The organism is Amycolatopsis endophytica, assembly GCF_013410405.1.
Classification (GTDB): domain Bacteria; phylum Actinomycetota; class Actinomycetes; order Mycobacteriales; family Pseudonocardiaceae; genus Amycolatopsis_E; species Amycolatopsis_E endophytica.
In genome coordinates this window covers 2794920-2819047 of record NZ_JACCFK010000001.1, presented here as the reverse complement: position 1 = coordinate 2819047, position 24128 = coordinate 2794920, and the positions used below count along the sequence as shown (strand labels likewise).

Sequence of the window (24128 nt, the reverse complement as noted above, 5' to 3'; positions counted from 1 at the left end):
CGATCAGCCCGCGTCGGCCAGCCGGATGCGCGCGTCCAGCTCCACCGGAGCGGCCCCGGGTACGACGAACTCGGTCTCCTTGATGTGCAGCAGCGCCGCCTTGGCCTGCCAGCGCGGGCGGGCCATGAAGTCGTTGCGCGCGGGCACCGGCTCCGGCGACTCACCCTTGGCGTAGCGGGCGGCGTTGCGACCGACCTTGCGGAAGGTCTCCAGGTCCATCAGCGGCGCCTGCGGAAACAGCTCCAGATTGGACAGCCGCACGAGGTCCTTCTGGTGGATCATCGTGGTGCCACGCGACAGCACGCCGATCGCGATACCCGAACCGGACAGCTTCGCCGCGGCGTGCGCGATCACCGCGAGGTCCGCGCCGCCGCGGAACCGGATGACCCGGGCGTGCACACCCTGCTCCTCGATACCGGCGAGCAGCTCGCGCAGCACCTCGGCGTGCGGGATGTCCACAATGGTCTTGGTGAAGAAATCGCCGAACGCGGGCGAGATCCCGATGACCACCTCGTCGCTGCGGGTACCCGGCCCGGCCTCACCGCGCTCGGTCAGGGCGAGCGTACGGCGGCTGCCCACACTGGTGTCGTTCATGCTCGCTCTCCTCAGCCGACTTCCTGCTCGGGATTCTGGGCGCTGACGACGTGCCGGAGCCGCTTCATCTCTTCCCAGCGGGCCCCGGAGGGCCGGTAGCCGCTGCCCGGTCCGGCGTAGTCGTTGGTGTCGTTGACCGCGGACAGGGTTTCCAGCTCGGGCGTCAGGATCGCCGACGTGTGCAGCAGGTCCCCGGACACCCGCTGCCGCAGCACGGCCAGCAACGTCTGCGCCATGTCCCCGAACCCGGCCGCGTCCAGTCCCTTGACGATGTCCAGACCGGTCACGCCGCGGTCCATCACGGACTGCGCCGCCTTGAGGTCCTCCAGCACGTCCCGCAGCGGCAGGTCCTTGCTGCCGTGCGCGTAGGTGACCGCCTCGACCTCCTTGTCGGAGATCGGCGGCAGGTCGAGGTAGGCGAACACACCCTGCAGCGCACGAGCCGCCCGGTTGCGCGCGGCGAGGATCTGCGCCTCGGGCACGTGCCGCAGACCGCCGTCGACCTGAAGGTCACGCTGGAGGACGTTCCAGTCGTCGTAATCCTCGGCGTCCACATTGGAACCGGCGAACATGTTGTCGTAGTTCGGCGTCGAGGAGTAACCCGAGCAGACGAAGTCGGTGCCGGGCAACAGCTGTGGCAGCAACCGCGCGACGCGGCGCATGTCGGAGTGCGAGAACGACTGGTCGTTGCCGGATGCGCACTCCAGGTCGACGGTGCTGGCGATCAGGTTTTCCGCGAGCACCGCGCGGATTCCGGCCGGCACCGCGCCGGGCACGCCGATGCAGCTGATCGAGCCGTTCTGCAGGCCCTGCACCCCGGCGCCCTTGGTCACCAGGATGCAGCGGATCTCCAGGTACAGCATGGACTTGCCCTCGGCGTTGCCCATCTGCACCTCGGACCCGGTGCCGGAGGTGAACCGCATTTTGATGCCGCGCGAGGCGTAGGCGGAGGCGAGGAACGCCTTGGACCAGGGAGTGTCGTCACCGTCGCAGAACACCGGCTCGGTGCCGTACACCGAGATGGTCTCGGCGTAGGCGGTGATCCCGCGCATGCCCAGTTCGAGTTCGGTCGCTTCTTCCAGCGCGCACTGGGTGAGCACGCCCGGCGTGCCCGCCTGGGCGCCGACCTGCAGCGCGATCGCCACCAGCGGCGCGTACCGCACGACACCGAGCGTGGTCTCCAGCTCGCGGAACCCGCGCAGCGACGCCTCCGCCGCGTCGGCCGCGACCTGCACCGGGTTGTCCCGCGCGCTGGTCGCGTGGGCCTGGTTCGCCGGGGTCCGCCGGGCACGCATCTTCTGCAGCGCCATCATCATCTCGACCACGTTCATGGTCTTGACGACTTCGAGCAGCTTCGCCGGTGTGAGCCCGCGCGACACCCCGAGCACATCGGCCCTGGTCGCGCGCGGATCGATCAGCAGGTGCGCGATGTCGACGGCGGGAAGGGCCATCGCCTGCTCGGTGACGGCGACGTCGATGGCGTGGTCGGCGATGAACTGGTCGAGGAAGTCGAACTCGGCCCGCGGCTTGCCGTCCATCTCGACGATCACGCCGTCGGAGACCCGCACCGACGGTTCCGGGTCGAAGGGGCTGTCCATCGCGACCATGCCGACCTCGGGCCACTCCTCGACGAACCCGTCCAGGTTGACCGGCCGCTGCTCCAGTGCCTCGGTCCGCTTCGACTGCTTCGCTGCCGTCATCGCGTGCCCTTTCCGGGCGCGAGGATGTCGCGCCGCTCGTAGACGTCGGCCGCCTCGCGGACGAGCGCCGCGCACAGCGTGGCGGAGTACTTCGACTCCAGCTCGTCGGCGATCGCGGTCAGCTGCTGCTTGGTGGAGGCGCGCGGCCGCAGCGCGTTGTAGAACGACAGGACCAGCTCGTCGGGCAACGCGGTCAGCTCCGCCGCGCGGCGGAAGTTCTGCGCGAGCTGCGGACGGCCCATGCGGTCCGCGATCTGCGCCTGCAGCCGCAGGGTTTCCGGCGCGATGCGCAGGTCCTCGGCGGCGACGTCACCAGCCAGGACGGCCTCCATGGTGAGGTCGTCGAGGCGTTTGCCGGTCGGGGTTTTCAGCAGTTCGGGGCGCCGCGCCGCGAGCGGGTAGTCCCGGCCCGGGTCGAGGTCCACCTGGCTCGGAGTAGTCACGGGCCGGACCGTAAGCACGGTCACGTTGCATCGACGTTGCACCCACGCCCCCCGCGAGTCCCACGTTCCGGCGCGCGAGTTCCCCGTTCCCGGCAGCGGCGCAACGTCGGTGCAACCCACGGCTTCGCAATCTGGGCGGCAACCGACTGCGTCAAGGAGGACCCAGTGACCGACGTGGCACCCCTGCGCCGCCCGACCGCCCTGAACCGGCTGACCGGTAGGCGCGGCGATCTGCTCGCCGAGTTCTTCGGCACGTTCCTGCTCATCGCGCTCGGCGACGCGTGCGTCGCGATGGCCGTCGCGGGCCTGCCCGGCTCCGGCCGCACCGCCGGCGCCACCACGATCTTCCAGGGCTCCGGCGACTGGTTGCTGATCGTCTGGGGCTGGGCGTTCGCCGTGGCGTTCGCGGTGTACGTGGCGGGCGGGGTCAGCGGTGCGCACCTGAACCCGGCCGTCACGCTGGCGATGGCCGTGCGCCGCCGCTTCCCGTGGCGCAAGGTGCCCGGCTACTGGGGTGCGCAGCTGGCCGGCGCGTTCGCAGGGGCCGCACTCGTGTACGCCGTTTACCACCCGGCGATCAGCGCCTTCGAAGCCGCGGCGGGAGAATCCAAGGGCGAGACCACCTTCTCGATCTTCGCCACCGTTCCGGCGCCGTACTTCTCCGGCTGGTTCGGGCCGCTGCTCGACCAGGTCGTGGGCACCGCGGTGCTGCTCGCCGTGGTGCTGGCGCTGATCGACGCACGCAGCAAGGCGATGTCGCCGAAGACCGGCCCGCTGCTGATCGGGTTCACCGTGGCGGCGATCGGCCTGTCCTACGGCGCCAACGCCGGTTACGCGATCAACCCGGCGCGTGACTTCGGGCCGCGGCTGTTCGCGTTCTTCGCCGGCTGGGGCGACACGGCGATGAGCAGCTACCTGTGGGTGCCGATCGTCGGGCCGCTCGTCGGCGGTGTCCTCGGCGCCCTGCTGTACGACTTCTTCATCGGCGACGTGCTGCACGCACGCCAGGTCGCGGAGGAGAAGTTCACCACGTCTTAGTCCTCGCCGAGCAGCCAGTCCAGGCGGGCCGTGGCGACGGCCTGCCTGGGGTCGCTGGCCGGCAGCTCACGTGTGAGCCGTTCGAACACCTCGACGTCGTCCCGGCCGGTCCCGCTCTGCGCGAACTGCCACAGCACGTCCAGGTCGGGATGCCCGAGCACCGCGGTGCGCACGGCCACGACCAGCTGTTCCCGCTCGGCGCGGATGGCCGGGGCGTCGGACCGGCTCAGCAGCGGCGCCGGGCACGCCGCGACCGCCGCGGCCGCGTCCCCGGCGTTGAGCGCGTCGCGCACGGTCAGGAAATCGGCCTCGACCTCGGCGCACAGCTGGTACGGCTTGGCGCGCATCGCCTGCCCGCCGAGCTGACCACGCAACCGGTGGATCTCGGCACGCACCGTCGTCGGGTTGCCGTCGTCACCGTAGAGCTGGAAGGCCAGTTGTTCGGCGGTCAACCCGGACGGGTGCAGGGCGAGCAGCGCCAGGATCTCGGCGCGGCGCAGGGTGAGCGGCAGTTTGCGCCCGTTGATCACCGCGGCCGGGTTGTCGCCGAGGAACGACAGCTCCAGCGTCGGCCGCCGCGATGCCCGGGTCTCCGGAACCCGCAGCAGGTACCCCTCCGCCAACGGCTCGACCTGGGCTTCCCTGCCGTCGTCGAGCAGCACCCGCTCGGCGTCCACCGCGATCCGGCGTGGCCAGCGGCTCAACCGGTCGGCGGCGATGACCCGCCCGGTGGGCGTGAGGAGGGCGCCCGGCTCACCGCGCAGGCGCGCGAGGTGCGGCATGTTCTTGGTCAGCAGCTGCTCGTCCAGCCACTCCATGCGCCGCCGCAGGTGGTTCTCGGCAAGCTGCGCGGTGGCGTTGACCAGCGAAAACATCGCCGGGTGCAGCGCGTCGAGCAGGCCGCTGACGTCGATGGCGCCGAGCAGCTCACCGGTGTCCGGATCGTGGATCGGGGCCGCCGCGCACGACCACCCGTGGTAGGTGCGCACCAGGTGCTCGGCCGAGTAGATCTGCACCGGCGCGTCCACCGCGAGCGCGGTGCCCATCGCGTTGGTCCCGATCGCTCGTTCGGACCAGCCGGTGCCCTCGCACAACCCGACCGGGTCGGCTTGGCTGCACAGGTTCGCCGGCCCCTCGCGCCACAGGATGATGCCCTCGGCGTCGGTGACGATCATGACGTGCCGGGACTCGTCGGCGATGCTGACCAGCAGCTCCCGCAGCGGCGGCAGAACGGCGTGCAACGGGTGGGCGGAGCGGACCTCGGCGACCTCGTCCGGTTGGTAGACGATCGGCGGCCGGAAGTCATCCGGGTCGATGTGCGCCGCCAGTGACCGTTCCCAGGATTCGGAAATCACCGGACGGGGTGACAGCGGCGACCGAGAACCGCTCAGCGTTGCTTCGTGAACCCGTTGCAGCACATCGAACTGCACGAGCGGGTCCGGCGCCAGGTTCAGCGCCGTCTGGGTGGTGTTCAGCGTCTCGGTGTCCATGGAGCACTCCGGCGGCGTCGGCGGATCGGTCCCCGCAGCATGCCGGGCCGCACCCGCGTTCGGCAACCGTTGCAACGGCGCTGCAACGTCACCCGCCTTAGCTTTGGCGCGCGGTGCGCCGAAGACGTACGCACCGCAGAGTCGACCAGGAGGCAGGCACATGACGAAGTACGCCGCGCCGGGCGAAACCGGCAGCGTCGTCGCGTTCGAACCGCGCTATGACCACTTCATCGGCGGCGAGTACGTCCCGCCGGCCAAGGGCGAGTACTTCGAGAACCCGACGCCGGTGACGGGCAAGACCTTCACCGAGATCGCCCGCGGCACCGCCGACGACGTCGACCGCGCCGTCGCCGCCGCCACCGGTGCCGCCGCCGCGTGGGGCCGCACCTCCCCCGCCGAGCGCGCCGTGATCCTCAACAAGATCGCCGACCGGATGGAGGCCAACCTCGAAAAGCTCGCGGTCGCCGAGTCGTGGGAGAACGGCAAGCCGGTGCGCGAGACACTGGCCGCCGACATCCCGCTGGCCATCGACCACTTCCGCTACTTCGCCGGCGCCATCCGCGGCCAGGAGGGCGGTATTTCGCAGCTCGACGCGGACACCGTGGCCTACCACTTCCACGAACCGCTCGGCGTGGTCGGCCAGATCATCCCGTGGAACTTCCCGATCCTGATGGCCACCTGGAAGCTCGCGCCCGCGCTGGCGGCCGGGAACTGCGTGGTCCTCAAGCCCGCCGAGCAGACCCCGGCCTCGATCCACGTGCTGCTCGGCCTGATCGCGGACCTGCTGCCCGCCGGTGTGCTGAACATCGTCAACGGGTTCGGTGTCGAGGCGGGCAAGCCGCTGGCGCAGCACCGCGACATCCGCAAGGTCGCGTTCACCGGTGAGACCACCACCGGGCGGCTGATCATGCAGTACGCCAGCGAGAACATCATCCCGGTCACGCTGGAGCTGGGTGGCAAGAGCCCGAACATCTTCTTCGCCGATGTCGCCTCCGCCAACGACGCCTTCTACGACAAGGCGCAGGAGGGCTTCGCGATGTTCGCCCTCAACCAGGGCGAGGTGTGCACCTGCCCGTCACGGGCGCTGGTGCAGTCGTCCATCTACGACCAGTTCATGTCCGACGGTGTGGCGCGGGTCGAGAAGATCAAGCAGGGTCACCCGCTGGACACGGACACGATGATCGGCGCGCAGGCGTCCAACGACCAGTTCGAGAAGATCCTGTCCTACATCGACATCGGCAGGCAGGAGGGCGCGAAGGTCCTCACCGGTGGCGAGAAGGCCGACCTCGGCGGCGAACTGTCCGGCGGCTACTACATCAAGCCGACCGTGTTCGCCGGGGACAACAAGATGCGGATCTTCCAGGAGGAGATCTTCGGCCCGGTCGTGTCGGTCGCGAAGTTCGACGACTACGACGACGCGATCAAGACCGCCAACGACACCCTGTACGGGCTGGGCGCCGGTGTGTGGTCACGTGACGGAAACACCGCGTTCCGCGCCGGCCGCGACATCCAGGCCGGTCGCGTGTGGACGAACTGCTACCACGCCTACCCGGCGCACGCGGCGTTCGGTGGTTACAAGCAGTCCGGTATCGGCCGCGAAAACCACAAGATGATGCTCGACCACTACCAGCAGACCAAGAACCTGCTGGTGTCCTACTCGCCCAACGCCCAGGGCTTCTTCTAAAGCCATGGGCCGGGTGGATCTCACCGAGGACGCCGCCGCCCTGCTGCGGCGGCTGGCGGGGACACATGGGCCACTGATGTTCCACCAGTCCGGTGGATGCTGCGATGGCAGTGCGCCCATGTGTTACCCGGCGGGCGAGTTCCGCACCGGCGCGTCCGATGTGCACCTCGGCGATCTCACGGTCGCCGAGGTGCCGGACCCGGTTGCGGTGTGGATGTCGGCCGCGCAGTTCGAGTACTGGAAGCACACGCACCTGACGATCGACGTGGTGCCCGGCCGGGGAAGCGGTTTCTCGCTGGAGGCACCGGAGGGCGTGCGGTTTCTGATCCGGTCACGTCTGCTGACCGACGATGAGTTGTCCGAACTGGACTGAGAGGACGGGAATGGGCGGGTACGCCGGCGTCTACGAGGAGAGTCTGCGCGATCCGGAGGGGTTCTGGCTCTCCGCGGCTTCGGCCGTCAGCTGGTCGCGCGAGCCGTCGCGCGCGCTGGACGCCGAGCGCCCGCCCTGGTACCGGTGGTTCCCCGACGGCAGGCTGAACACCTGCTACAACGCGTTGGACCGGCACGTGGCGGCCGGGCACGGTGACCGGCTCGCGCTGGTCCACGACTCGCCGGTCACCGGGTCGTCCGCCCGCTACACCTACGCCGAGTTGCTGGACGAGGTGTCCCGGTTCGCGGGCGCGCTGCGCGGCCTCGGCGTGGGCCGGGGTGACCGGGTGGTGATCTACCTGCCGATGGTGCCGCAGGCGGTGGTCGCGATGCTGGCGTGCGCGCGGCTGGGTGCGGTGCATTCGGTGGTGTTCGGCGGTTTCGCGCCGAAGGAGCTCGCGGCACGCATCGCCGACGCCAAGCCGAAGGTCGTGGTGTGCGGCTCGTGCGGCATCGAGCCGACGCGGGTCATCGCCTACAAGCCCATTGTGGACGAGGCGATTTCCCTGTCCGGCGAGTCGCCTTCCGTTGTGGTGTTCCAGCGGGACGAGCTGCGGGCTTCGCTGGGACCTGGCGACCACGACTGGGACTCGTTGATGGCCGGAGCCTCCCCGGTGTCCTGTGTGGAGGTTGCGGCGACCGATCCGTTGTACGTGCTCTACACCTCCGGCACGACGGGCAGGCCGAAGGGCGTGGTGCGCGACAACGGCGGCCACGCGGTCGCGCTGGCGTGGTCGATGACGAACATCTACGACATCGGGCCGGGTGACGTGTGGTGGACGGCCTCCGATGTCGGATGGGTGGTCGGACATTCCTACATCGTGTACGCACCTTTGCTGGTGGGTGCGACAACCGTGCTGTACGAAGGCAAACCGGTGGGCACGCCCGATGCCGGGGCGTTCTGGCGGGTGATTTCGGAGCACGGCGTGAAGGCACTGTTCACCGCTCCGACGGCGATGCGGGCGATCAAGAAGGTCGATCCGTCGGGCACGTTGCTCCGGGACATGCCTTCGCTGCGGACGTTGTTCCTGGCCGGGGAGCGTCTGGACCCGGAGACGTACCACTGGGCTTCGTCTTCGCTGGGCGTGCCGGTGGTGGACCACTGGTGGCAGACCGAAACGGGCTGGGCGGTCGCGGCCAGTCCCCGTGGCCTGGAGCCCCTGGCGCTCAAGCCCGGCTCGCCGAGCGTGCCGATGCCGGGGTATGACGTGCGGATCCTGGCGGAGTCGGGCACGCCCGTGGCGCGGGGCGAGGAGGGCGCGATCTGCCTCAAGCTGCCCCTCCCACCCGGCACCCTGCTGGGCCTGTGGAACGACGACGACCGTTACGTGGCCTCCTACCTCTCCCGCTTCGACGGCTACTACCTGACCGGCGACGGCGGTTTCCTCGACGAGGACGGCTACCTGTTCGTCATGGGCCGCACCGACGACGTGATCAACGTGGCGGGCCACCGGTTGTCGACGGGGGCGATGGAAGCGGTGCTGGCCGCGCACCCGGCGGTGGCCGAATGCGCGGTGATCGGTGTGCGTGATGGTTTGAAGGGCCAGCTGCCGCGGGGTTTCGTGGTGTTGAAGTCGGGCGCCTCCGCCGACGGCCTGGAGGACGACCTGATTGCCGCCGTGCGCCGCGACATCGGCGCTGTGGCGGCGTTCCGGCAGGTCACGGTCGTGGACGCCCTGCCGAAGACCCGCTCGGGCAAGATCCTCCGCAAATCGATGCGCGCCATCGCCGAGGGCCGCGCGGAAGCGACCCCGTCGACGATCGAGGACCCGTCGGTGCTGGAGTCCCTGCGGGCGGCGCTGTCCGGGTAGGTCCGCGCCAGCACCTGCGCTCACGCACCGCACTCCTGACCCTCGTCGACACTCCGCCCGGCCAACGGAGCACGTCTCCGTCGGCCGGGCCCTCCCCCTCGAGTTGGTTCGAGTTCGAAACATAAGTGACCCACTTCACCGCGCGGACGATTTGCTTCGAGTTCGAAGTGAGCTAGCGTGGAGTCACTTCGACATCGAAACAGTTTCGAGGAGGCGGTCATGAAGGCTGTGCGGTACCACAGCTACGGCGGCAGTGACGTGCTGGTGCACGAGGAGGCCGAGCGGCCGGTGCCCGGCGCGGGGCAGGTGCTGGTCCAGGTCGCGGGCACCACGTTCAACCCGGTCGACATCGGTATCCGCGCCGGTGCCCTGCGGGAGGTGTTCCCGGTGGAGTTCCCGCACACGCCGGGCATCGACGTCGCGGGAACGGTCGCCGAACTCGGCGCCGGGGTCGAGGGCCGGCAGGTCGGCGACACCGTGGTGGCGTTTCTGCCGATGAACGCCGACGGCGCCGCCGCCGACTACGTGCTCGCACCCGCCGAGGTCCTGGCCCCCGCGCCGCGCACCGTCGAACTGGCCGACGCCGCCGCATTGCCGGTGGGCGGGCTGACCGCCTGGCAGGCGCTGTTCGAGCACGCCGACCTGCGCACCGGGCAGACCGTCCTGATCAATGGAGCCGGGGGCGCGGTCGGCGGCTACGCCGTCCAACTCGCTCACCAGGCCGGGGCCCACGTCACCGGCACCGCAAGCCCGCGCCACACCGAGCGGCTTCATCGCCACGGCGCCGACCGCGTCATCGGCCACCTCGACCACACGGCCAGTCCCCTCACCGCCGAGGGCGCCCCCTTCGACGTCGTGGTCAACCTCGTCACCACCACTCCCGAGGAAACCGCCGCACTCGCCGACCTCGTCACCGACGGCGGCGCACTCGTCTCGACCACCACTCCGCCACCGGACAACCCCGGACGCGGCATCCGCACGGCACGCGTGTTCGTGCTCAGCAAACCCGGCCAGCTCGCCGAACTCGTCACCCGCGTCGACCACGGCGAACTGCACATCGACATCGCCGACCACCGCCCACTCGCCGACCTCCCCGCCGTCCACGACGAAGCCGCGTCCGGCCGCCTCGCGGGCAAAACCGTCCTCACCCCAGCCTGATCACCCCGACGATGACGACCTCGTCCGACCTGGGCGACGCGCGCCTGCCGAACCGCATCGCCATGGCCTCCATGACCGGAAGCCGCGCCTACCGACCCGGTGCGGCCCCGAGCGAGCTCAACGCCCCTACCGGCCGGAATGACCGGACGCACGCGACACCGCGATCACGATCTGGGCCGTCCACTACCCGAACCAGGTCACGTTCAGCAGGTCGACCCGGGTCCTGATCGTCGAAGACCAGGTAGGTGACGAAGCCACGGTCATCAGCGAAATCGAACTGCCGCATCCAGCCGTCCGGATCGGCCTCGTTGTACGGCCGACCGTTCCACGGGTCAGCTCCAGGACGCTCACCGCTTCGGCGAGCAGGGGCAACATCTCGGCGGGAAGAGCGCGAATCCGCGCACGGACCTGCGGGAGCAGGCGACCTGACCTGCGCGTTTTTCCCCGGAACTGCGCACCAGTGCCCCCGACGGGACTCGAACCCGCACTGAATCGATTTTAAGTCGACTGCCTCTGCCGGTTGGGCTACGGGGGCACCGTCAGCCTAGGCGAACGGTGCCCGCCGTCCCAGCGAAGGTCAGGACTTCGAAGCCCGCGCGAACTCTTCCTTCGGGTTGTTGATCTGCCCGAGCGACACGACCTCGCGGCGGAACAGGCCGCCGAGGGTCCAGTCGAGCAGGATGCGGGCCTTGCGGTTGAACGTGGGCATCGCCTTGAGGTGGTAGGCGCGGTGGAAGATCCAGGCCGGGAAGCCCTTGATCTTCAACTTGAGCGCGTCCGCGACACCCTTGTGCAGGCCCAGCCCGGCCACGGCACCGAGGTTCTTGTGGAAGTAGTCCGTCGGCTGGCCGCCGCGCAGCACCTTGATGATGTTCTTCGACAGGTGGCGCGCCTGGCGGACCGCGTGCTGCGCGTTCGGCGGGCAGGTGGCCGTCGGGTCGGACTCGGTGCGGGACAGGTCCGGGACGGCGGCGTTATCGCCCGCCGTCCACACGTCCGGGTGGCCGACGACCTGCAGGGCGGCCGTCGCCTCGACGCGGCCGCGCTTGTCGATCGGCAGGTCCGAGTTGGCCAGCACCGGGTTGGCCTTCACACCGGCGGTCCAGATGATCGTGTCGCTGTCGAACTCGGTGCCGTCGGAGAGCACGATGTGCCCGTTCTCGAACGACTTCGCCGCGGTCGACAGGAACACCTCGATGCCGCGGCGCTCCAGCTGCTCGACCGTCCACACGCCGAGGGTCTCGCGCACCTCGGGCAGGATCCGGCCGGCGGCCTCGACGAGCACCCAGCGGATGTCGTCGGGCTGGATGTTCTCGTAGTAGCGCGTCGCGAACCGGGTCATGTCCTCGAGCTCGGCCAGCGCCTCGATGCCGGCGAACCCGCCGCCGACGACGGTGAACGTGAGCAAGCGCTTGCGCAGCTCCGGGTCGAGCGTGCTGGCCGCCTCGTCGAGCTTGGTCAGCACGTGGTTGCGCAGGTAGATGGCCTCGCCGATGGTCTTGATGCCGATGCCTTCCTCGGCAAGGCCGGGGATCGGCAGCAGCCGGGCGACGGCGCCGAGCGCGACCACGAGCACGTCGTAGTTCAGCTGCTCGATGTGCCCGTCGGCGGCTTCGACCGTGACGGTCTTGCGATCGTGCTCGATCTTGTTCACCCGCGCCGTGAGCACGTGGCAACGCTTGAGCACCCGCCGCAGCGGCACCACGACGTGGCGCGGTTCGATGGCCCCAGCCGCCGCTTCCGGCAGGAACGGCTGGTAGGTCATGTGCGGCTGAGGATCGACGATCGTCACGGAGGCTTCATTGGCGCGGAGCTTCTTCTGGAGTCCCAACGCGGTGTAGAGCCCGACGTACCCGCCACCCAGGATGAGGATCCGAGTCGGTTCCGACTTCGCTACGGCCATGCATCCATCTTCCCACTGCCCCGGGCTGGGCGCTCGCAGACCCTCCTCACCTGTGACCAGGGTCGCGTACCAGAACGAAACGATTCAGAGGAGCCCCGCCACCCCGGCCGCGCGGCTCAGCACGTCGCGCAGCATGGCGGGGGTGAGGCGTCCGGTGAAAGTATTTTGCTGCGAGACGTGGAATGACCCGAAAAGGTGAAGTTCGGGGGCTCCGGGCAGGACGAAGTGAGCGCCGTGGCCGAACTTCGGCGCGGGTTTCGGCACCGGCCACGTCTGGGCGAGCACCGGCAGTAGCGCCTGCCACCCGAACTGGCCGAGCACGACGACCGAGCGGAGTGTCGGAAGTAACAGTTCGAACTCCCGCACCAGCCACGGCCTGCAGTTGTCCCGCTCCGAGGGCAGCGGTTTGTTCGCGGGCGGCGCGCACTTGACCGGGGACGTGATGCGGACACCGTGGAGTTCGAGCCCGTCGCCGATGTGCGTCGCGTGCGGCTGCGATGCCAGTCCGATGTCGTAAAGCGCCTGGTAGAGGAAGTCGCCGGAACGGTCACCGGTGAACATCCGGCCGGTGCGGTTCGCGCCGTGGGCGGCGGGCGCCAGCCCGACGATGGCCAGCGACGCGTTCGCCGGGCCGAAGCCGGGCACGGGCTTGCCCCAGTACGTCCAGTCGGCGAAAGCGGCCCGTTTGGTGGCGGCGACCTCCTCACGCCACGCCACGAGACGCGGACAACGGTGGCATCCGGGCACGGCGCTGTCCAGTTCGGCCAGTGTCCGGAGGTTTCGTCGCGGCATTTTGTCAGTGGTACCCGATAGGTTGGCGAGCATGCCGGAAACCCCCGATGAGGAGAAGCAGACCGAGGCCGCGCCGGAACCGACCGACGACCTGGTCACCACCCAGCACACGCTCACCGTGAAGCGGCGCAAGCTGGACTACACCGCCCAGACCGGGCGGATGGTGCTGCGCAAGGAGGTGCACACCGACGGCAAGTTCGACGGCCACACCGCCAAGGCCGAGGTGTTCGTCACCTCCTACACGCTGGACGGCGCGGAGCCGGGTTCGCGTCCGGTGACGTTCGCCTTCAACGGCGGTCCCGGATCGGCGAGCGTGTGGCTGCACATGGGCGTGCTCGGCCCGCGCCGGGTGGTGTCCGGCGACGTCGACTCGCCCGAGCCGCCGCCCTACCGCGTGGTCGACAACCCCGAGACGCTGCTCGTGCACAGCGACCTGGTGTTCATCGACCCGGTGTCCACCGGGTACTCGCGGCCGAAGAAGGGCGAGAGCACCAAGGACTACCACGGCTTCACCGCGGACGTGGAGTCCGTCGCCGAGGTGATCCGGCTGTGGACGTCGCGCAACGGCCGGTGGCTGTCGCCGAAGTACCTGGCAGGCGAGTCGTACGGCACGCTGCGTGCGGCCGCGCTGGCCGGGCACCTGCAGGAGCGGCACGGGTTCTACCTCAACGGCCTGATGCTGATCTCCAGCGTGCTGGACTTCGGCACGATCCGCTTCACCGAGGGCAACGACCAGCCGTACCCGCTGTTCGTGCCGACGTACGCGGCGATCGCGCACTACCACGGCAAGCACGGCAAGCGGAAGCTGCCGGACGTGCTGGCCGAGGCCGAGGAGTTCGCCGCGCGCGAGCTGCCGTGGGCGCTGTCGCGCGGTTCACGGTTGACCGCCGAGGAGAAGGCAACGGCGGTCGCGAAGCTGGCGTCGCTGACCGGCCTCGACGAGTCCTATGTGGACCGGGTCAACCTGCGGATCGAGCACGTGCGGTTCTTCACCGAGTTGTTGCGTGAGCGCGGCCTGACGACGGGCCGGATGGACGGGCGCTTCACCACGTGGGAGCCGGACGGCGGACGCGAACTGATGAGCGACGACGCCTCCGTGTCTCGCATCATCGGCGCCTATTCGGCCGGTTTCAACCACTATGTACGGTCCGAGCTGGGGTACGAGAACGATCTGCCGTACGAGGTCCTGTCCATGGATGTGGTGCGGAACTGGTCCTATTCGGAGTTCGAGGGCCGCGCGGTGTCCGCTGTGGAGGCGCTGAGCGCGGCGATGCGCGGCAATCCCCATTTGAAGGTGCACGTCGCGCTGGGCTACTACGACGGCGCGACGCCCTACTACGCGGCCGAGCACGTGCTGGCGCACCTGCAGATCCCGGACGACCTGCGGTCCAACATCGAATCGGCGTACTACCCCGCCGGGCACATGATGTACGTGCATGAGCCCTCGCGGGTGCAACAGTCGAAGGACCTGGCGGCTTTCGTGGCGAACGGCTCGAACCGGTAGTTCGTGCGGATTCGTGGGGCCACCCCGGCTCGGCGGTGGCCCCACGGTCCCCTCTTGTGGCGATAACGGATCGAGAACGGTGCCCGCCCCGGCGAAACACCGTTGTCCCGGCAGCCGACATGGTCCGCGAAGATCCGACGCCAGGAGGCAACTGTTGCGAACCGACCTGATCAGGCACACCACGGGATGGGCGAGCGGACTCGCACTCCTCACTCTCGTCGCGGGATGCGGCGCGAGCCCCACCACACCCGGCGGGCAGACCGAGAGCAGCGCACCCGCACCCAGCTCGTCAGCACCCGGTACGTCGGCTTCGGCTTCCGCTTCGGCGGAGCTGATCACGGTGCCGGACGTGTCCGGGATGAACCATCAGGAAGCGCAGGACACCATGCAGGCAGCCGGCCTGTACCACCTGCGCGAGGTCGACGGAAAGGGCCTCGGCCGGATGCTGGTCGTCGACAGCAACTGGGTCCAAACCGGACAGGAACCCCCAGCGGGCACCAAGGTCCCGGCAGACACGACGATCACCCTGACAGCGATCAAGTACACCGACAGCTGACCACAGCCGCCTCGCGCCCCAGCCCGCCCCACCACGACCGCTCCAGACCTCCCCCTGCCCCTCATCCCAAGCCCCTTCCGCGAGGAGGGGCGGGGGCGGTCGCACCCAACGCAACCACCTACCGGCCACCAACGCGCCCAGCCACCACGCGCCCAGCGGTTCACCACCTGAGGCGCGGGCCCCTCACGCGCGCACGTACCCCCGCCCGCGAGTCACCGCCGCATAAGCATCCACGCCACCGTTCCCATAAAACCCGTTGAACGACGGCGATCCCTCGCAGGTAGCGGTGAACGACTCGTCCCGCCCCTCGTCCAGGTAATCGACCGTCGCGGGAACCGGGCAGGCCATCTCGGCGGCCGTACCCTCGATGACCCGCTGCACGGCGTCCGGGTTCATCGTGATCCCGCCGCGGCTGTTCTTCCCGTACTCGGACACGATCAACGCCGCCACGCCCGTCGCGTGCGGGGTGGCCATCGACGTGCCCTGCAGGAACTGGTAGTACGCTGCGCGGCCGTCCTTCGTCACCGCCTTCTGCACGCCCAGCTCGGCGCCCTCGGGGGTGACGTTGCCGTCCGCGTCGATCATGCCTTCCGCGACGCCCACGTTCTGCGGGTACGCCGACAGGATCTGGTTTTCGTTGGTGCGGTACCAGTCCGTCCCGAAACCGTCCCGGTAGAAACCGCCGGGCGCGGACACCGAGATCTGCTCCGGACCGTAGTTCGAGTAGTCGGCTTTCGCGCCGGACGGGCCGAACGCCGACACACCGATGGTGTGCGGACCCTCGACCGGCAACGAAAGGCAGCTCGAGTTTTCGATCGTCCGGGGGTGCGCCGACGACGCCGGGTAGTCGGGGCTCGTCTCGTCGGGTTGCGGCGCGCCCAGGTCGGTGTGCTGGTTGCCCAGTGCCGCGACCTCGGTGACGCCCTTGCGGTGCGCGTAGTTCATCGCCCGCGTCATCGCCTCGGTGATCGTGCGCTGCTCCAGCTGCTGTTCGGGTGTGTCGGCCGGGTTGGACGCGCAGTTGTACAGCCACGGGTCCACGTAGAACGACATGTTGACCACGTCGATCCCCGCGTCACCGGCGTAGGTGAGGGCGTCGACGACCGGCTGGAGGAAGAACAGGCCGTAGTCCTGGCCCGCGCGCAGGTTCACGATCGACACGTTGGGCGCGACGCCGGAGATGCCGAACCCGTCGGCGGCCGCGGCGATCGTGCCGGCGACGTGCGTGCCGTGACCGTTGTCGTCGTGGTCCGCGGGGTCGACGCAGCCGCGGAACTCACACGGCCCGTCCACGACGGCGCCCGTCGGATCGTTCGGGATGTCGCGGGTGAAGTTGCGGGATGCGGCCCGGTCGAAGTTGGGGGCGATGTCGGGGTGCGAACCGTCCACCCCGGTGTCGATGATGCCGACCTTGACGCGCTTGTCGCCCGGCTGCACGGCGCGTGCCATGTCCGAGCGGACCGATTTCAGGCCCCACAGCTGGTCGTCCAGCGGGTCGGTGCCGGTGGTGCCGGTCTTCTTGTCGCTGCTGCGCGGCGCCTGGCGGGATTCCTTCTCCACGTCCGGCCGCTTCGGGGTCACTTTGCCCGTCGGTGCCGAGCCGATCGCGGTCGCCTTCGCCGCCCCGTACACCGCGTCGTCCGCCGACACCCGCTGTGCGAAACCGTTCGCGGGGGCGCTCGCCGTGATCAGGCCGACCGCGGTGTTGGTGCGCACCACGGTCCCGCCGGCCTCGCGGATGGCGTCTTCGGCTGCGGCGACGCCCTGCTCACCGGCGGCCAGCACGGTGAACTCCGTGGCCGGGCCGGACACCGTGACGGGCTGCGCACCCGCGCTGGGCAGGGTTACGGTCCCGCTGATCAGCGGAACCGCGAGCGCCGCGATGAGCAACCTGGTTCTTCTCAAGGAACTCCTCCTCACCACAGGGTGAAGAGGAACCTACCCGCCGGAACCGGCCATCCGGTACGAAAACCCTACCTTCGTCGGGTGTGGACGGCGCTCAGGCGAGCGACAGGGCGATGCCGTCGAGGATGTCGTGCTCGCTGACGACCAGTTCGGACGGCCCGCCCCGCCTGCCGATCTCCTCGGCGAGGATCTGCACGATCAGCCCGCCACCGCCGATGACGTCCACGCGGCCGGGGTGGATCACCGGGTTCGCGGCGCGCGCCTCGTGGTCGGCCTCCAGCAGGTGGCCGGACACGCGCGTGATGTCCGCCGGGGAGAGGCGGGACAGGTGCGTCTGCTCCGAGTCGTATTCGGGCAGCTCCTGCGACACCGCCGAAAGAGTGGTGACCGTGCCCGCCACGCCGATCCACGTGCGTGCCTTCGACACGTCGACCACGTCGAACGCCCCGGCCAGCACGTCGGTCGCGAACTCGCGGGCCGCCACGATCTCGTTCGACGTGGGCGGGTCCGACTTCAGCGACCGTTCGGTGATCCGCACGCAGCCGATGTCCACGGACTTCGCCGCGGTGACCGAGGCGCGTTTGCCGTCCCATTCGCCGAGCACCAGCTCCGTCGAACCGCCGCCGACGTCGACGACCAGGAACGGGCCGTCGTCCGGGTCCTGCTCGCCGACCGCGCCGGTGAACGACAGCCGGGCCTCCTCGTCACCGGAGATCACCTCGGCTTCGACGCCCAGCACCTCGCGGGTCATGGCGAAGAAGTCGGCGCGGTTGCTCGCGTCGCGGGTGGCCGATGTGGCGACCATGCGGACCTTTTCCGCGCCCTTGCGCCGCGCGGCGATCGTGTAGTCCTTGAGCGCGTCGCGGGTGCGTTGCAACGCCTCGGGAGCGAGCCGCCCGGTGGCGTCCACTCCCTGTCCGAGCCGCACGACCCGCATCTCGCGGTGCAGGTCGCGCAGGTCGAAGGTGCCGTCGTGACGCTCGGTCAGCTCGGCGACCAGCAGACGGATCGAGTTCGTTCCACAGTCGATCGCGGCAACACGGGGCATGCACCCACCCTACGGGGTCGGGCCGGTCGTCGGCTCCGTGGTCGGGGACGTGCCGCTCGTCTCGGACGGGTCACACGGCGACGGTGTCTCCGACGTGGGCGTGGTCGGCGTTGTCGGGGTCGGCGAAGTGGTGCTTTCGCACGTCGGCGAGGTGTCCGTTGGTGCGGTGGTCGTCGTGGTCGGGGGTGTCGTCGTGGTGGTGCCGCCCGTGGTCGTGGTGGTGCCGATGTCAGTGCGGCTCGCAGACGTCGTCGGCGCGGGACTGGTGGGTGTCGGTGGCAGCGCGACGATCGACGGCGGCGCGATGACGGCGGGCGGGGTCGGCACGGCGGTGGCGCTGGGCGCCCCGACGGGCACCTCGCTGTCGGAGAGCACGGCCACACCGCTGCGGTAGGCGTCGGCCCAGCGGATCACCGTCTCGACATAGGCGTCGGAGTTGTTGTAGCGATAGATCGCGGCGCGCAGCTGGGCCGGGTCGGCGAGGTCGAGTCCGCCGGAGCACAGGTACCGCGCGGTGGCCAGGGTGGAATCGTAGATGTTGTTCGGGTCGGCGACGCCGTCGTGGTTGCCGTCGGCGCCGTAGAAGTTCCAGGTCGTCGGGATGAACTGGGTGGGGCCGACCGCGCGGTCCCACACCGTGTCGCGGTCCCAGCGGCCGCCGTCGGTGTCCGGGATCGCCGCCACCGGGCCGACACCGTTGAGTTGTGGGCCCAGGATCGGTTCGCGTGTGGTGCCGTTCGCGTCGACGTAGCCGCCGCGCGCATGGTTGGACTCGATGCGGCCGATGCTGGCGATCAGCGCCCAGTCGATGTGGCAGGCCGGCTGCTCGATCGCCATGAGGTCGGCCGCGTTCCGGTAGGCCTTCAGCGCGGTGCCGGGGATGCCGAGCGGGCCGCTGGGCAGTTCCTCGGCTGGCACCGGCTCGGGTGGTTGCGGCAACTCGCCGTTGACGCTGAGCCGGAGGATCTCCGGTGGCACGCCCTGGATCGGTCCGATGTCGAGGGTGTTGTCGACCGGGGTGGCCGCGGACCAGGTTTCCGTGCCACCGCTCGCCAGAGCGGCCGGGATCACGGCGAGAACGCCGCCCATCGCGGCGAGCGTGGTCCTGTGGGCCAGGCCGATTCTTCGTGCCTTGCGGCGAGCGGCCTTCACGCGACTCCGGCGCACATCCTCATCCCTCCCCTGTGGGCGACACGTTCCGATGCTGAACCCGCGGATGTGAAGCCCGTGTTACGCGCTCTGGTATCGCGGCGCGGCGGGGAAAGTGTTAGCCGGAAGTTTCGTGGTTCTTCGAGGCGGATGTGTGTGCGGGTGCGGATTTTCGGCCCACGAACGGGACTTTCGGCGGCTGACGGTTGGGCCGTTCGTGCGGCCGGTGGACAGCAGGTGTCCGAGCTGTGGGGGCAAGCTCAGGAGGGCTCATGGCGCGTGCGCGAGTGGGAGTTTCGTGTGCGCGCGAGCGAGTGGGACTTTCGTGTGCCCGAGCGAGTGGGACTTTTCGTGGCGGCGCGAACGGGCACCTCGCGCGAGCACGAGCGGGCACCTCACGCCCGCCGCCCACACGAACGGACACCTCGCGCGAGCACCAACGGGCCCCTGTGCAGGCGCGAGTAGGCACTTCGTGCGAGCACGAGAATCACTGCCGTCGGCGCTTGAAAGGACCGTTCAATCGCGCGCGAACGGCTCTCGTCTCAATCGCACGCGAACGGCTCTCGTCGCGAACCGCGGCCCACGACTGACGGCTCACGACTGACGGCTCACGACTGACGACTCACGACTGACGACCCGCGACTCGCGACCCACGACCCGCGAACCACGAGCGTGACCGTGTCCGGTGGAACAGGCACCAAAAGCCCGGCCGAAGACTGCCCGCAAGGGCCGAGTGCCGAGAGCACCGACACATCCGAGCCCCGACACATCCAGGCGCCAACAAGCCCAAGCACCGAAAGTACGAAGCACCGAAAGAAGCGAAAACCCGCGAACCGGCTCAGGAGGCGCAGTCGCCGGAGGGCCAGTCCGTCTGCAGGAGGTCCAGGGTTTCGTCACCGAACGGATTGACACCCCGGCCGACCGCGAGGGTGTGGGCGAGGTGCACGTGGAGGCATTTGACGCGCCCCGGCATGCCGCCCGCGGTGACCTGGTGTCCGAGCGGTTCCAGTGCGTCCCGCTGGGCCAGGTACGACTCGTGTGCCCGCTGGTAGGCCGCGGCCAGCTCCTCGTCCACCGCGAGGCGCTCGGTCATCTCCTTCATAATCCCCGACGCCTCGAGCCGCCCCACCAACGATGTCAGCCGAGGGCAGGTCAAGTAGTACAGGGTCGGGAACGGGGTGCCGTTCTCCAGACGAGGATTGGTCTGCACGACCGACGGGTGCCCGCTCGGACAACGAGCCGCCACCGCGCGCAGTGCCCGCGCCGGGCGGCCCAGCTGCTCGGAAATCACCAGCCGGTCGGCTTCGGTGACCGGGTCGAACGAAGGGAGGTCCGTCGTGCTCACCCGCCCATTGTCGCAAGTGCCGCGACATCAGCCGCCGACGGTGCTCCACAACTGCTGGTACCAGGCCGACTCCCCGGACCGCACCGGGTCGGGCTGGGCGGGCTGCTGGGGCTGCGGCGCGTCCTCCGGGAGCTGCACGATGTAGGGCGTCTCACCGGGCATGACGTACCGCAGACGCCGACGTGCCTCCGCCTCGACCTGCGCCGGATCGGACACCGCGGCCTTGCGCTGCTCCAGCAACGCCACGTCGTGCTGCAACTGGGCCTGGCGCTGCTCCTGCTCGGCGACCTCGGCCCGCTGCGAAAGGTAGGTGCGCAACGGCACGGCGACCGTGAACGCCAGCGCGCACACGACGATGGCCAGCACCGCCGCCCGCCGCGTGGTGGACATGCCGAGCACCCGCGCCGCACCGGCGCCCGGCTTGCCCGGGTTCCGGCGCAGGCCCGGCTTCCCGGCGGCCACCCGCCGGGCCAGCTGCGGACGGCGCGCCGGCGCCCCCTCCGCACGACGGGCCGGCGAGCCCTCCGTGCGACGGGGGCGCCGCGCGCGCTGTGATCCGCGTTGCGTCATCTACGCCGGTCAGCTCTCCGTCGAGAAGCGCGGGAACGCCAGCTCACCGGCGTAGCGGGCGGCGTCACCGAGCGCCTCCTCGATGCGCAGCAGCTGGTTGTACTTCGCGACGCGCTCGCTGCGGGCCGGGGCACCGGACTTGATCTGGCCGACACCGGTGGCGACGGCGAGGTCGGCGATCGTGGTGTCCTCGGTCTCGCCGGAGCGGTGGCTCATCATCGATTTGTAGCCGCTGGAGGTGGCCAGCGCGATCGCGTCGAGCGTCTCCGACAGCGTGCCGATCTGGTTCACCTTCACCAGCAGGGCGTTCGCCGCGCCGCGGTTGATGCCGTCCTCGAGACGGTCCGGGTTGGTGACGAACAGGTCGTCGCCCACCAGCTGGACGCGGTCGCCGAGGTCCCTGGTCAGCGTGATCCAGCCGTCCCAGTCGTCCTCGGACAGCGGGTCCTCGATCGACACCAGCGGGTACGCCTCCACCAGTTCCCGGTAGTAGGCGCTCATCTGCTCGGCCGTGCGCTTGCTGCCCTCGAAGGTGTAGGCCCCGGCGGAGAAGAACTCGGTGGCGGCGGCGTCCAGCGCCAGCGCCACGTCGCGGCCCGGCACGTACCCGGCCTTCTCGATGGCCGTGGTGATCAGGTCCAGCGCCTCGCGGTTGCTGGACAGGTTCGGCGCGAACCCGCCCTCGTCACCGAGGCCGGTGCCCAGGCCGCGACCCTTCAGCACGGACTTGAGCGAGTGGTAGACCTCGGAACCCCACCGCAGCCCCTCGCGGAACGAATCGGCCCCGATCGGGGCGATCATGAACTCCTGGATGTCCACGTCGGTGTCGGCGTGCGCGCCACCGTTGAGGATGTTGAGCATCGGCACCGGCAGCACGTGCGCGTTCGGGCCGCCCAGGTAGCGGAACAGCTCCAGCTCGGCCGACTCGGCGGCGGCCTTCGCGACGGCGAGCGACACACCCAGCAGCGCGTTCGCGCCGAGACGGGACTTGTCCGGGGTGCCGTCGAGGTCGACCAGCTTCTGGTCGACGATCCGCTGGTCCACCGCGTCCACACCGGCCAGCTCGGGGCCGATCTCGTCGAGCACCGCGGCCACCGCGCGCTCGACACCCTTGCCGTTGTAGCGCTTGGGGTCCCCGTCGCGCAGCTCGACGGCTTCGTGCTCGCCGGTGGACGCGCCCGACGGAACGGCGGCCCTGGCCAGCGTGCCGTCGTCGAGAGCCACCTCCACCTCAACGGTCGGGTTGCCACGCGAATCAAGGATCTCGCGTGCGCCTACCTGCTCAATGACCGCCACAACTGCTCCTCATCGGTTCGCCCTGCGAAGACGCGACCAGCGTAGCTGCCGTGGCGGTTCACCCGGTGGAGGCACGCGTCACTGGGCCCTGACCTCCTGCCAGCCCGAAGGCAGTTCGGCGGTGTCGGAGATCTGCTGCCAGAACGTCCAGCTGTTGCCACCGATGTCGAGGACCGTGAACACGCGGGCCCCGTAGGGCTGGTCCTGCGGTTCGGGCACGTCGCAGCCTTCGCCCAGCGCCGCGCAGACCCGCTCGTGCTGCGCGTCGGCGTCGGGCACGTACACCACGTTGAGCTGCCCGACCGGACGGTCCACGCCCTTGGCCTCCCAGTAGTCGGCCCCCACCCCGGCCAGCAGGATCTCGGCGTCACCGGCCGCGACCACCGCCTGGAACACCAGGCCGGAGGCGTCCACGTAGCGGACCTTCTCGGTGAAGCCGAACACGCGGACCAGCCAGTCCAGCGCCTCCGTCGCGTCCGTGTAGTACAGGTAGGGCGAGAGGCCGAGATAGCGCGGTTCTTCGCTCATGACCGGTTAGTGCATCATGCCGCCCCGAGCCACCCCGATCGCCCCTGCCGAAACGGGCTTCCCGGGGGTAACGTCGATCAGAAGATGGATGACTCAGAGACCCCGTGGGGAACAGCAGGCCGGCACCCGCTCCACGCGTTCCGCGAGGCAGAAGATCTCGTCCAGAGGCGTCGTCCGTTGGACGCGCTCAAGGCGCTGCAGCCCGTGCTGGAAGCCGAAGGAGACAAGCCGAGCGTCCAGCTGCTGGCCGGGCGCGCCTACTTCCACTCCGCCCAGCTCAACCGCGCCGAGCAGGCGCTCACGCGGGTGCTCGAACTCGATCCGTCCGACCACTACGCCCGCTTCGTGCTCGGCCGCACGCTCCAGAGGTTGGGACGGCTGGTCGAAGCTCTGGGACAACTGCGCATGGCCTGGGCGATGAACCCGGTGCCGGAGTACCAGGACGCGTTGTCCGAGGTGAACGCGCGGGTGCGCCTGCAGGAGGGCTGACGCCGGCTAGCGCGGGACGGCCGTGGCGAACCCGTTCGCGGTGGTGATGATCATCTGGGCGTCCGGGGCCAGTGACGGCGCTCCGAGGACAGCGGCCCACCAGCCCTGCGCCGTGGCCAGGTCGGCGCCCGTGGAGCAGAGGGCGCGGGCCGTCGTCAGCGCGGCGTCGTCGATGTCGGTGGGAACGGGCTGCTTGCCGTCGCCGCTGGCGCGCGCCGACCACTTCTTCCAGGTTTCCTCGGTCACCGGCAGCGGGCCGGTGCCCACGGCCTCCGCCTGACCGATCGCGGCGAGCGTCGCCCACGACAGGTGGCATCCCGGCCACTCCCCGCGCATCCACATCTCCGCGCGGCCGTAACCGGCGAGCAGGCGGGCGGGCACCTTCGTGGCGGAGGCGACCTCGTTCGACCACGAGTCCAGCTCGGCCAGGTCCGACTCCCTCGGCCGGTCCTCGGGCGCGAGCCGGGCGGGCACGGGAGCCGTGGCGCCCGCGGGCGGGGCCCCGGTCGGCGCGGCGGGCACGTCCGGGGCCGATGACACCTCGTCGGGACGCGTCACGCCGATGGTCAGGATCAACACGAGCCCGGTGCCGACCACCGCCGCTCCGAGGAGGAGCCGCAGAGGAAGCCGCCGGACCCGCACCTCACCCGGTCGAGTGGGTTCTGCCACCCGAACAGGTTATCCATTCGCTCC

General features: G+C 69.9%; 22 protein-coding genes and 1 tRNA gene. 8 read left to right on the top strand and 15 right to left on the bottom strand.

Going from position 1 to position 24128, the window contains the following annotated elements; all coding sequences use genetic code 11:
• Positions 1-3: 3 nt before the first annotated feature.
• Genes HNR02_RS14060 through HNR02_RS14050 form a run of 3 tightly spaced genes read right to left on the bottom strand, consistent with a single transcriptional unit; the run spans position 4 to position 2737 of the window.
• A complete protein-coding gene (locus tag HNR02_RS14060) occupies positions 4-594 on the bottom strand; it encodes a propanediol/glycerol family dehydratase medium subunit (RefSeq protein ID WP_179773626.1) in 591 nt (196 codons plus the stop codon).
• 11 nt (positions 595-605) lie between these two features.
• Positions 606-2294 (bottom strand): propanediol/glycerol family dehydratase large subunit, encoded by a 1689-nt coding sequence (locus HNR02_RS14055; protein WP_179773625.1) that lies wholly within the window; start codon positions 2292-2294, stop codon positions 606-608.
• Complete coding sequence (locus tag HNR02_RS14050; RefSeq protein ID WP_312861004.1) at positions 2291-2737, bottom strand: diol dehydratase small subunit; 447 nt, start codon at positions 2735-2737, stop codon at positions 2291-2293. Before HNR02_RS14050 ends, HNR02_RS14055 begins: the two co-directional genes overlap by 4 nt.
• Before the next feature lie 165 nt (positions 2738-2902).
• Here HNR02_RS14050 and HNR02_RS14045 point away from each other — a divergent pair, with 165 nt between their 5' ends.
• Positions 2903-3775, top strand: a complete 873-nt coding sequence (locus HNR02_RS14045) for an MIP/aquaporin family protein (RefSeq protein ID WP_179773624.1) — start codon at positions 2903-2905, stop codon at positions 3773-3775.
• Here HNR02_RS14045 and HNR02_RS14040 read toward each other — a convergent pair.
• Positions 3772-5265, bottom strand: coding sequence for a helix-turn-helix domain-containing protein (locus HNR02_RS14040; protein WP_179773623.1), 1494 nt, complete (start codon positions 5263-5265; stop codon positions 3772-3774). The genes HNR02_RS14045 and HNR02_RS14040 overlap by 4 nt on opposite strands.
• A gap of 160 nt (positions 5266-5425) precedes the next feature.
• Between HNR02_RS14040 and adh the strand changes: the two genes are divergently transcribed.
• From adh to HNR02_RS14020, 4 genes are all read left to right on the top strand, one after another.
• Positions 5426-6949, top strand: a complete 1524-nt coding sequence (gene adh, locus HNR02_RS14035) for an aldehyde dehydrogenase (protein ID WP_179773622.1) — start codon at positions 5426-5428, stop codon at positions 6947-6949.
• Positions 6950-6953: 4 nt separating this feature from the next.
• Positions 6954-7322, top strand: coding sequence for a DUF779 domain-containing protein (locus HNR02_RS14030; protein ID WP_179773621.1), 369 nt, complete (start codon positions 6954-6956; stop codon positions 7320-7322).
• A 10-nt stretch (positions 7323-7332) separates the two neighbouring features.
• Positions 7333-9192 (top strand): propionyl-CoA synthetase, encoded by a 1860-nt coding sequence (locus HNR02_RS14025; RefSeq protein ID WP_179773620.1) that lies wholly within the window; start codon positions 7333-7335, stop codon positions 9190-9192.
• Between the two features lie 219 nt (positions 9193-9411).
• The gene (locus HNR02_RS14020) at positions 9412-10350 is read left to right on the top strand and encodes an NADP-dependent oxidoreductase (protein WP_179773619.1); all 939 of its coding nucleotides are present in this window, start codon (positions 9412-9414) and stop codon (positions 10348-10350) included.
• A 461-nt stretch (positions 10351-10811) separates the two neighbouring features.
• Here HNR02_RS14020 and HNR02_RS14015 read toward each other — a convergent pair.
• The 3 genes from HNR02_RS14015 to HNR02_RS14005 form a co-directional block, all read right to left on the bottom strand.
• Positions 10812-10885 (bottom strand) — tRNA-Leu (locus HNR02_RS14015).
• 42 nt (positions 10886-10927) lie between these two features.
• Positions 10928-12253 (bottom strand): NAD(P)/FAD-dependent oxidoreductase, encoded by a 1326-nt coding sequence (locus tag HNR02_RS14010; protein ID WP_179773618.1) that lies wholly within the window; start codon positions 12251-12253, stop codon positions 10928-10930.
• Between the two features lie 84 nt (positions 12254-12337).
• Positions 12338-13078 (bottom strand): uracil-DNA glycosylase, encoded by a 741-nt coding sequence (locus tag HNR02_RS14005; protein ID WP_179773617.1) that lies wholly within the window; start codon positions 13076-13078, stop codon positions 12338-12340.
• Here HNR02_RS14005 and HNR02_RS14000 point away from each other — a divergent pair.
• On the top strand, positions 13077-14549 hold the full coding sequence (locus HNR02_RS14000) for a S10 family peptidase (RefSeq protein WP_179773616.1): 1473 nt from the start codon (positions 13077-13079) through the stop codon (positions 14547-14549). The genes HNR02_RS14005 and HNR02_RS14000 overlap by 2 nt on opposite strands.
• Before the next feature lie 154 nt (positions 14550-14703).
• A complete protein-coding gene (locus HNR02_RS35450; protein ID WP_246338562.1) occupies positions 14704-15105 on the top strand; it encodes a PASTA domain-containing protein in 402 nt (133 codons plus the stop codon).
• 183 nt (positions 15106-15288) lie between these two features.
• Here HNR02_RS35450 and HNR02_RS13990 read toward each other — a convergent pair whose 3' ends face one another.
• The 7 genes from HNR02_RS13990 to HNR02_RS13960 all read right to left on the bottom strand — a co-directional run bounded on the left by HNR02_RS13990 (position 15289) and on the right by HNR02_RS13960 (position 22946).
• On the bottom strand, positions 15289-17010 hold the full coding sequence (locus tag HNR02_RS13990) for a S8 family serine peptidase (RefSeq protein ID WP_446680327.1): 1722 nt from the start codon (positions 17008-17010) through the stop codon (positions 15289-15291).
• Between the two features lie 94 nt (positions 17011-17104).
• Positions 17105-18058 (bottom strand): Ppx/GppA phosphatase family protein, encoded by a 954-nt coding sequence (locus HNR02_RS13985; protein WP_179773614.1) that lies wholly within the window; start codon positions 18056-18058, stop codon positions 17105-17107.
• Positions 18059-18067: 9 nt separating this feature from the next.
• On the bottom strand, positions 18068-19210 hold the full coding sequence (locus HNR02_RS13980; protein ID WP_179773613.1) for a lytic transglycosylase domain-containing protein: 1143 nt from the start codon (positions 19208-19210) through the stop codon (positions 18068-18070).
• An 835-nt stretch (positions 19211-20045) separates the two neighbouring features.
• On the bottom strand, positions 20046-20552 hold the full coding sequence (locus HNR02_RS13975; RefSeq protein ID WP_179773612.1) for a DUF501 domain-containing protein: 507 nt from the start codon (positions 20550-20552) through the stop codon (positions 20046-20048).
• Positions 20553-20579: 27 nt separating this feature from the next.
• Positions 20580-21122 (bottom strand): FtsB family cell division protein, encoded by a 543-nt coding sequence (locus tag HNR02_RS13970; RefSeq protein ID WP_179773611.1) that lies wholly within the window; start codon positions 21120-21122, stop codon positions 20580-20582.
• A 9-nt stretch (positions 21123-21131) separates the two neighbouring features.
• Positions 21132-22418 carry a phosphopyruvate hydratase gene (gene eno / locus HNR02_RS13965; RefSeq protein ID WP_179773610.1) on the bottom strand — a complete coding sequence of 429 codons (1287 nt, stop codon included), beginning with the start codon at positions 22416-22418 and terminating at the stop codon, positions 21132-21134.
• A 78-nt stretch (positions 22419-22496) separates the two neighbouring features.
• Entirely contained in the window at positions 22497-22946 is a 450-nt protein-coding gene (locus HNR02_RS13960; protein ID WP_179773609.1) for a VOC family protein, read from the bottom strand.
• A gap of 84 nt (positions 22947-23030) precedes the next feature.
• On the opposite strand from HNR02_RS13960, the gene HNR02_RS13955 reads away from it, so the two are divergent.
• A complete protein-coding gene (locus HNR02_RS13955) occupies positions 23031-23435 on the top strand; it encodes a tetratricopeptide repeat protein (RefSeq protein WP_179773608.1) in 405 nt (134 codons plus the stop codon).
• Between the two features lie 6 nt (positions 23436-23441).
• Here HNR02_RS13955 and HNR02_RS13950 read toward each other — a convergent pair whose 3' ends face one another.
• Positions 23442-24104 (bottom strand): lysozyme family protein, encoded by a 663-nt coding sequence (locus HNR02_RS13950; RefSeq protein ID WP_312861003.1) that lies wholly within the window; start codon positions 24102-24104, stop codon positions 23442-23444.
• Between the last annotated feature and the right edge of the window lie 24 nt (positions 24105-24128).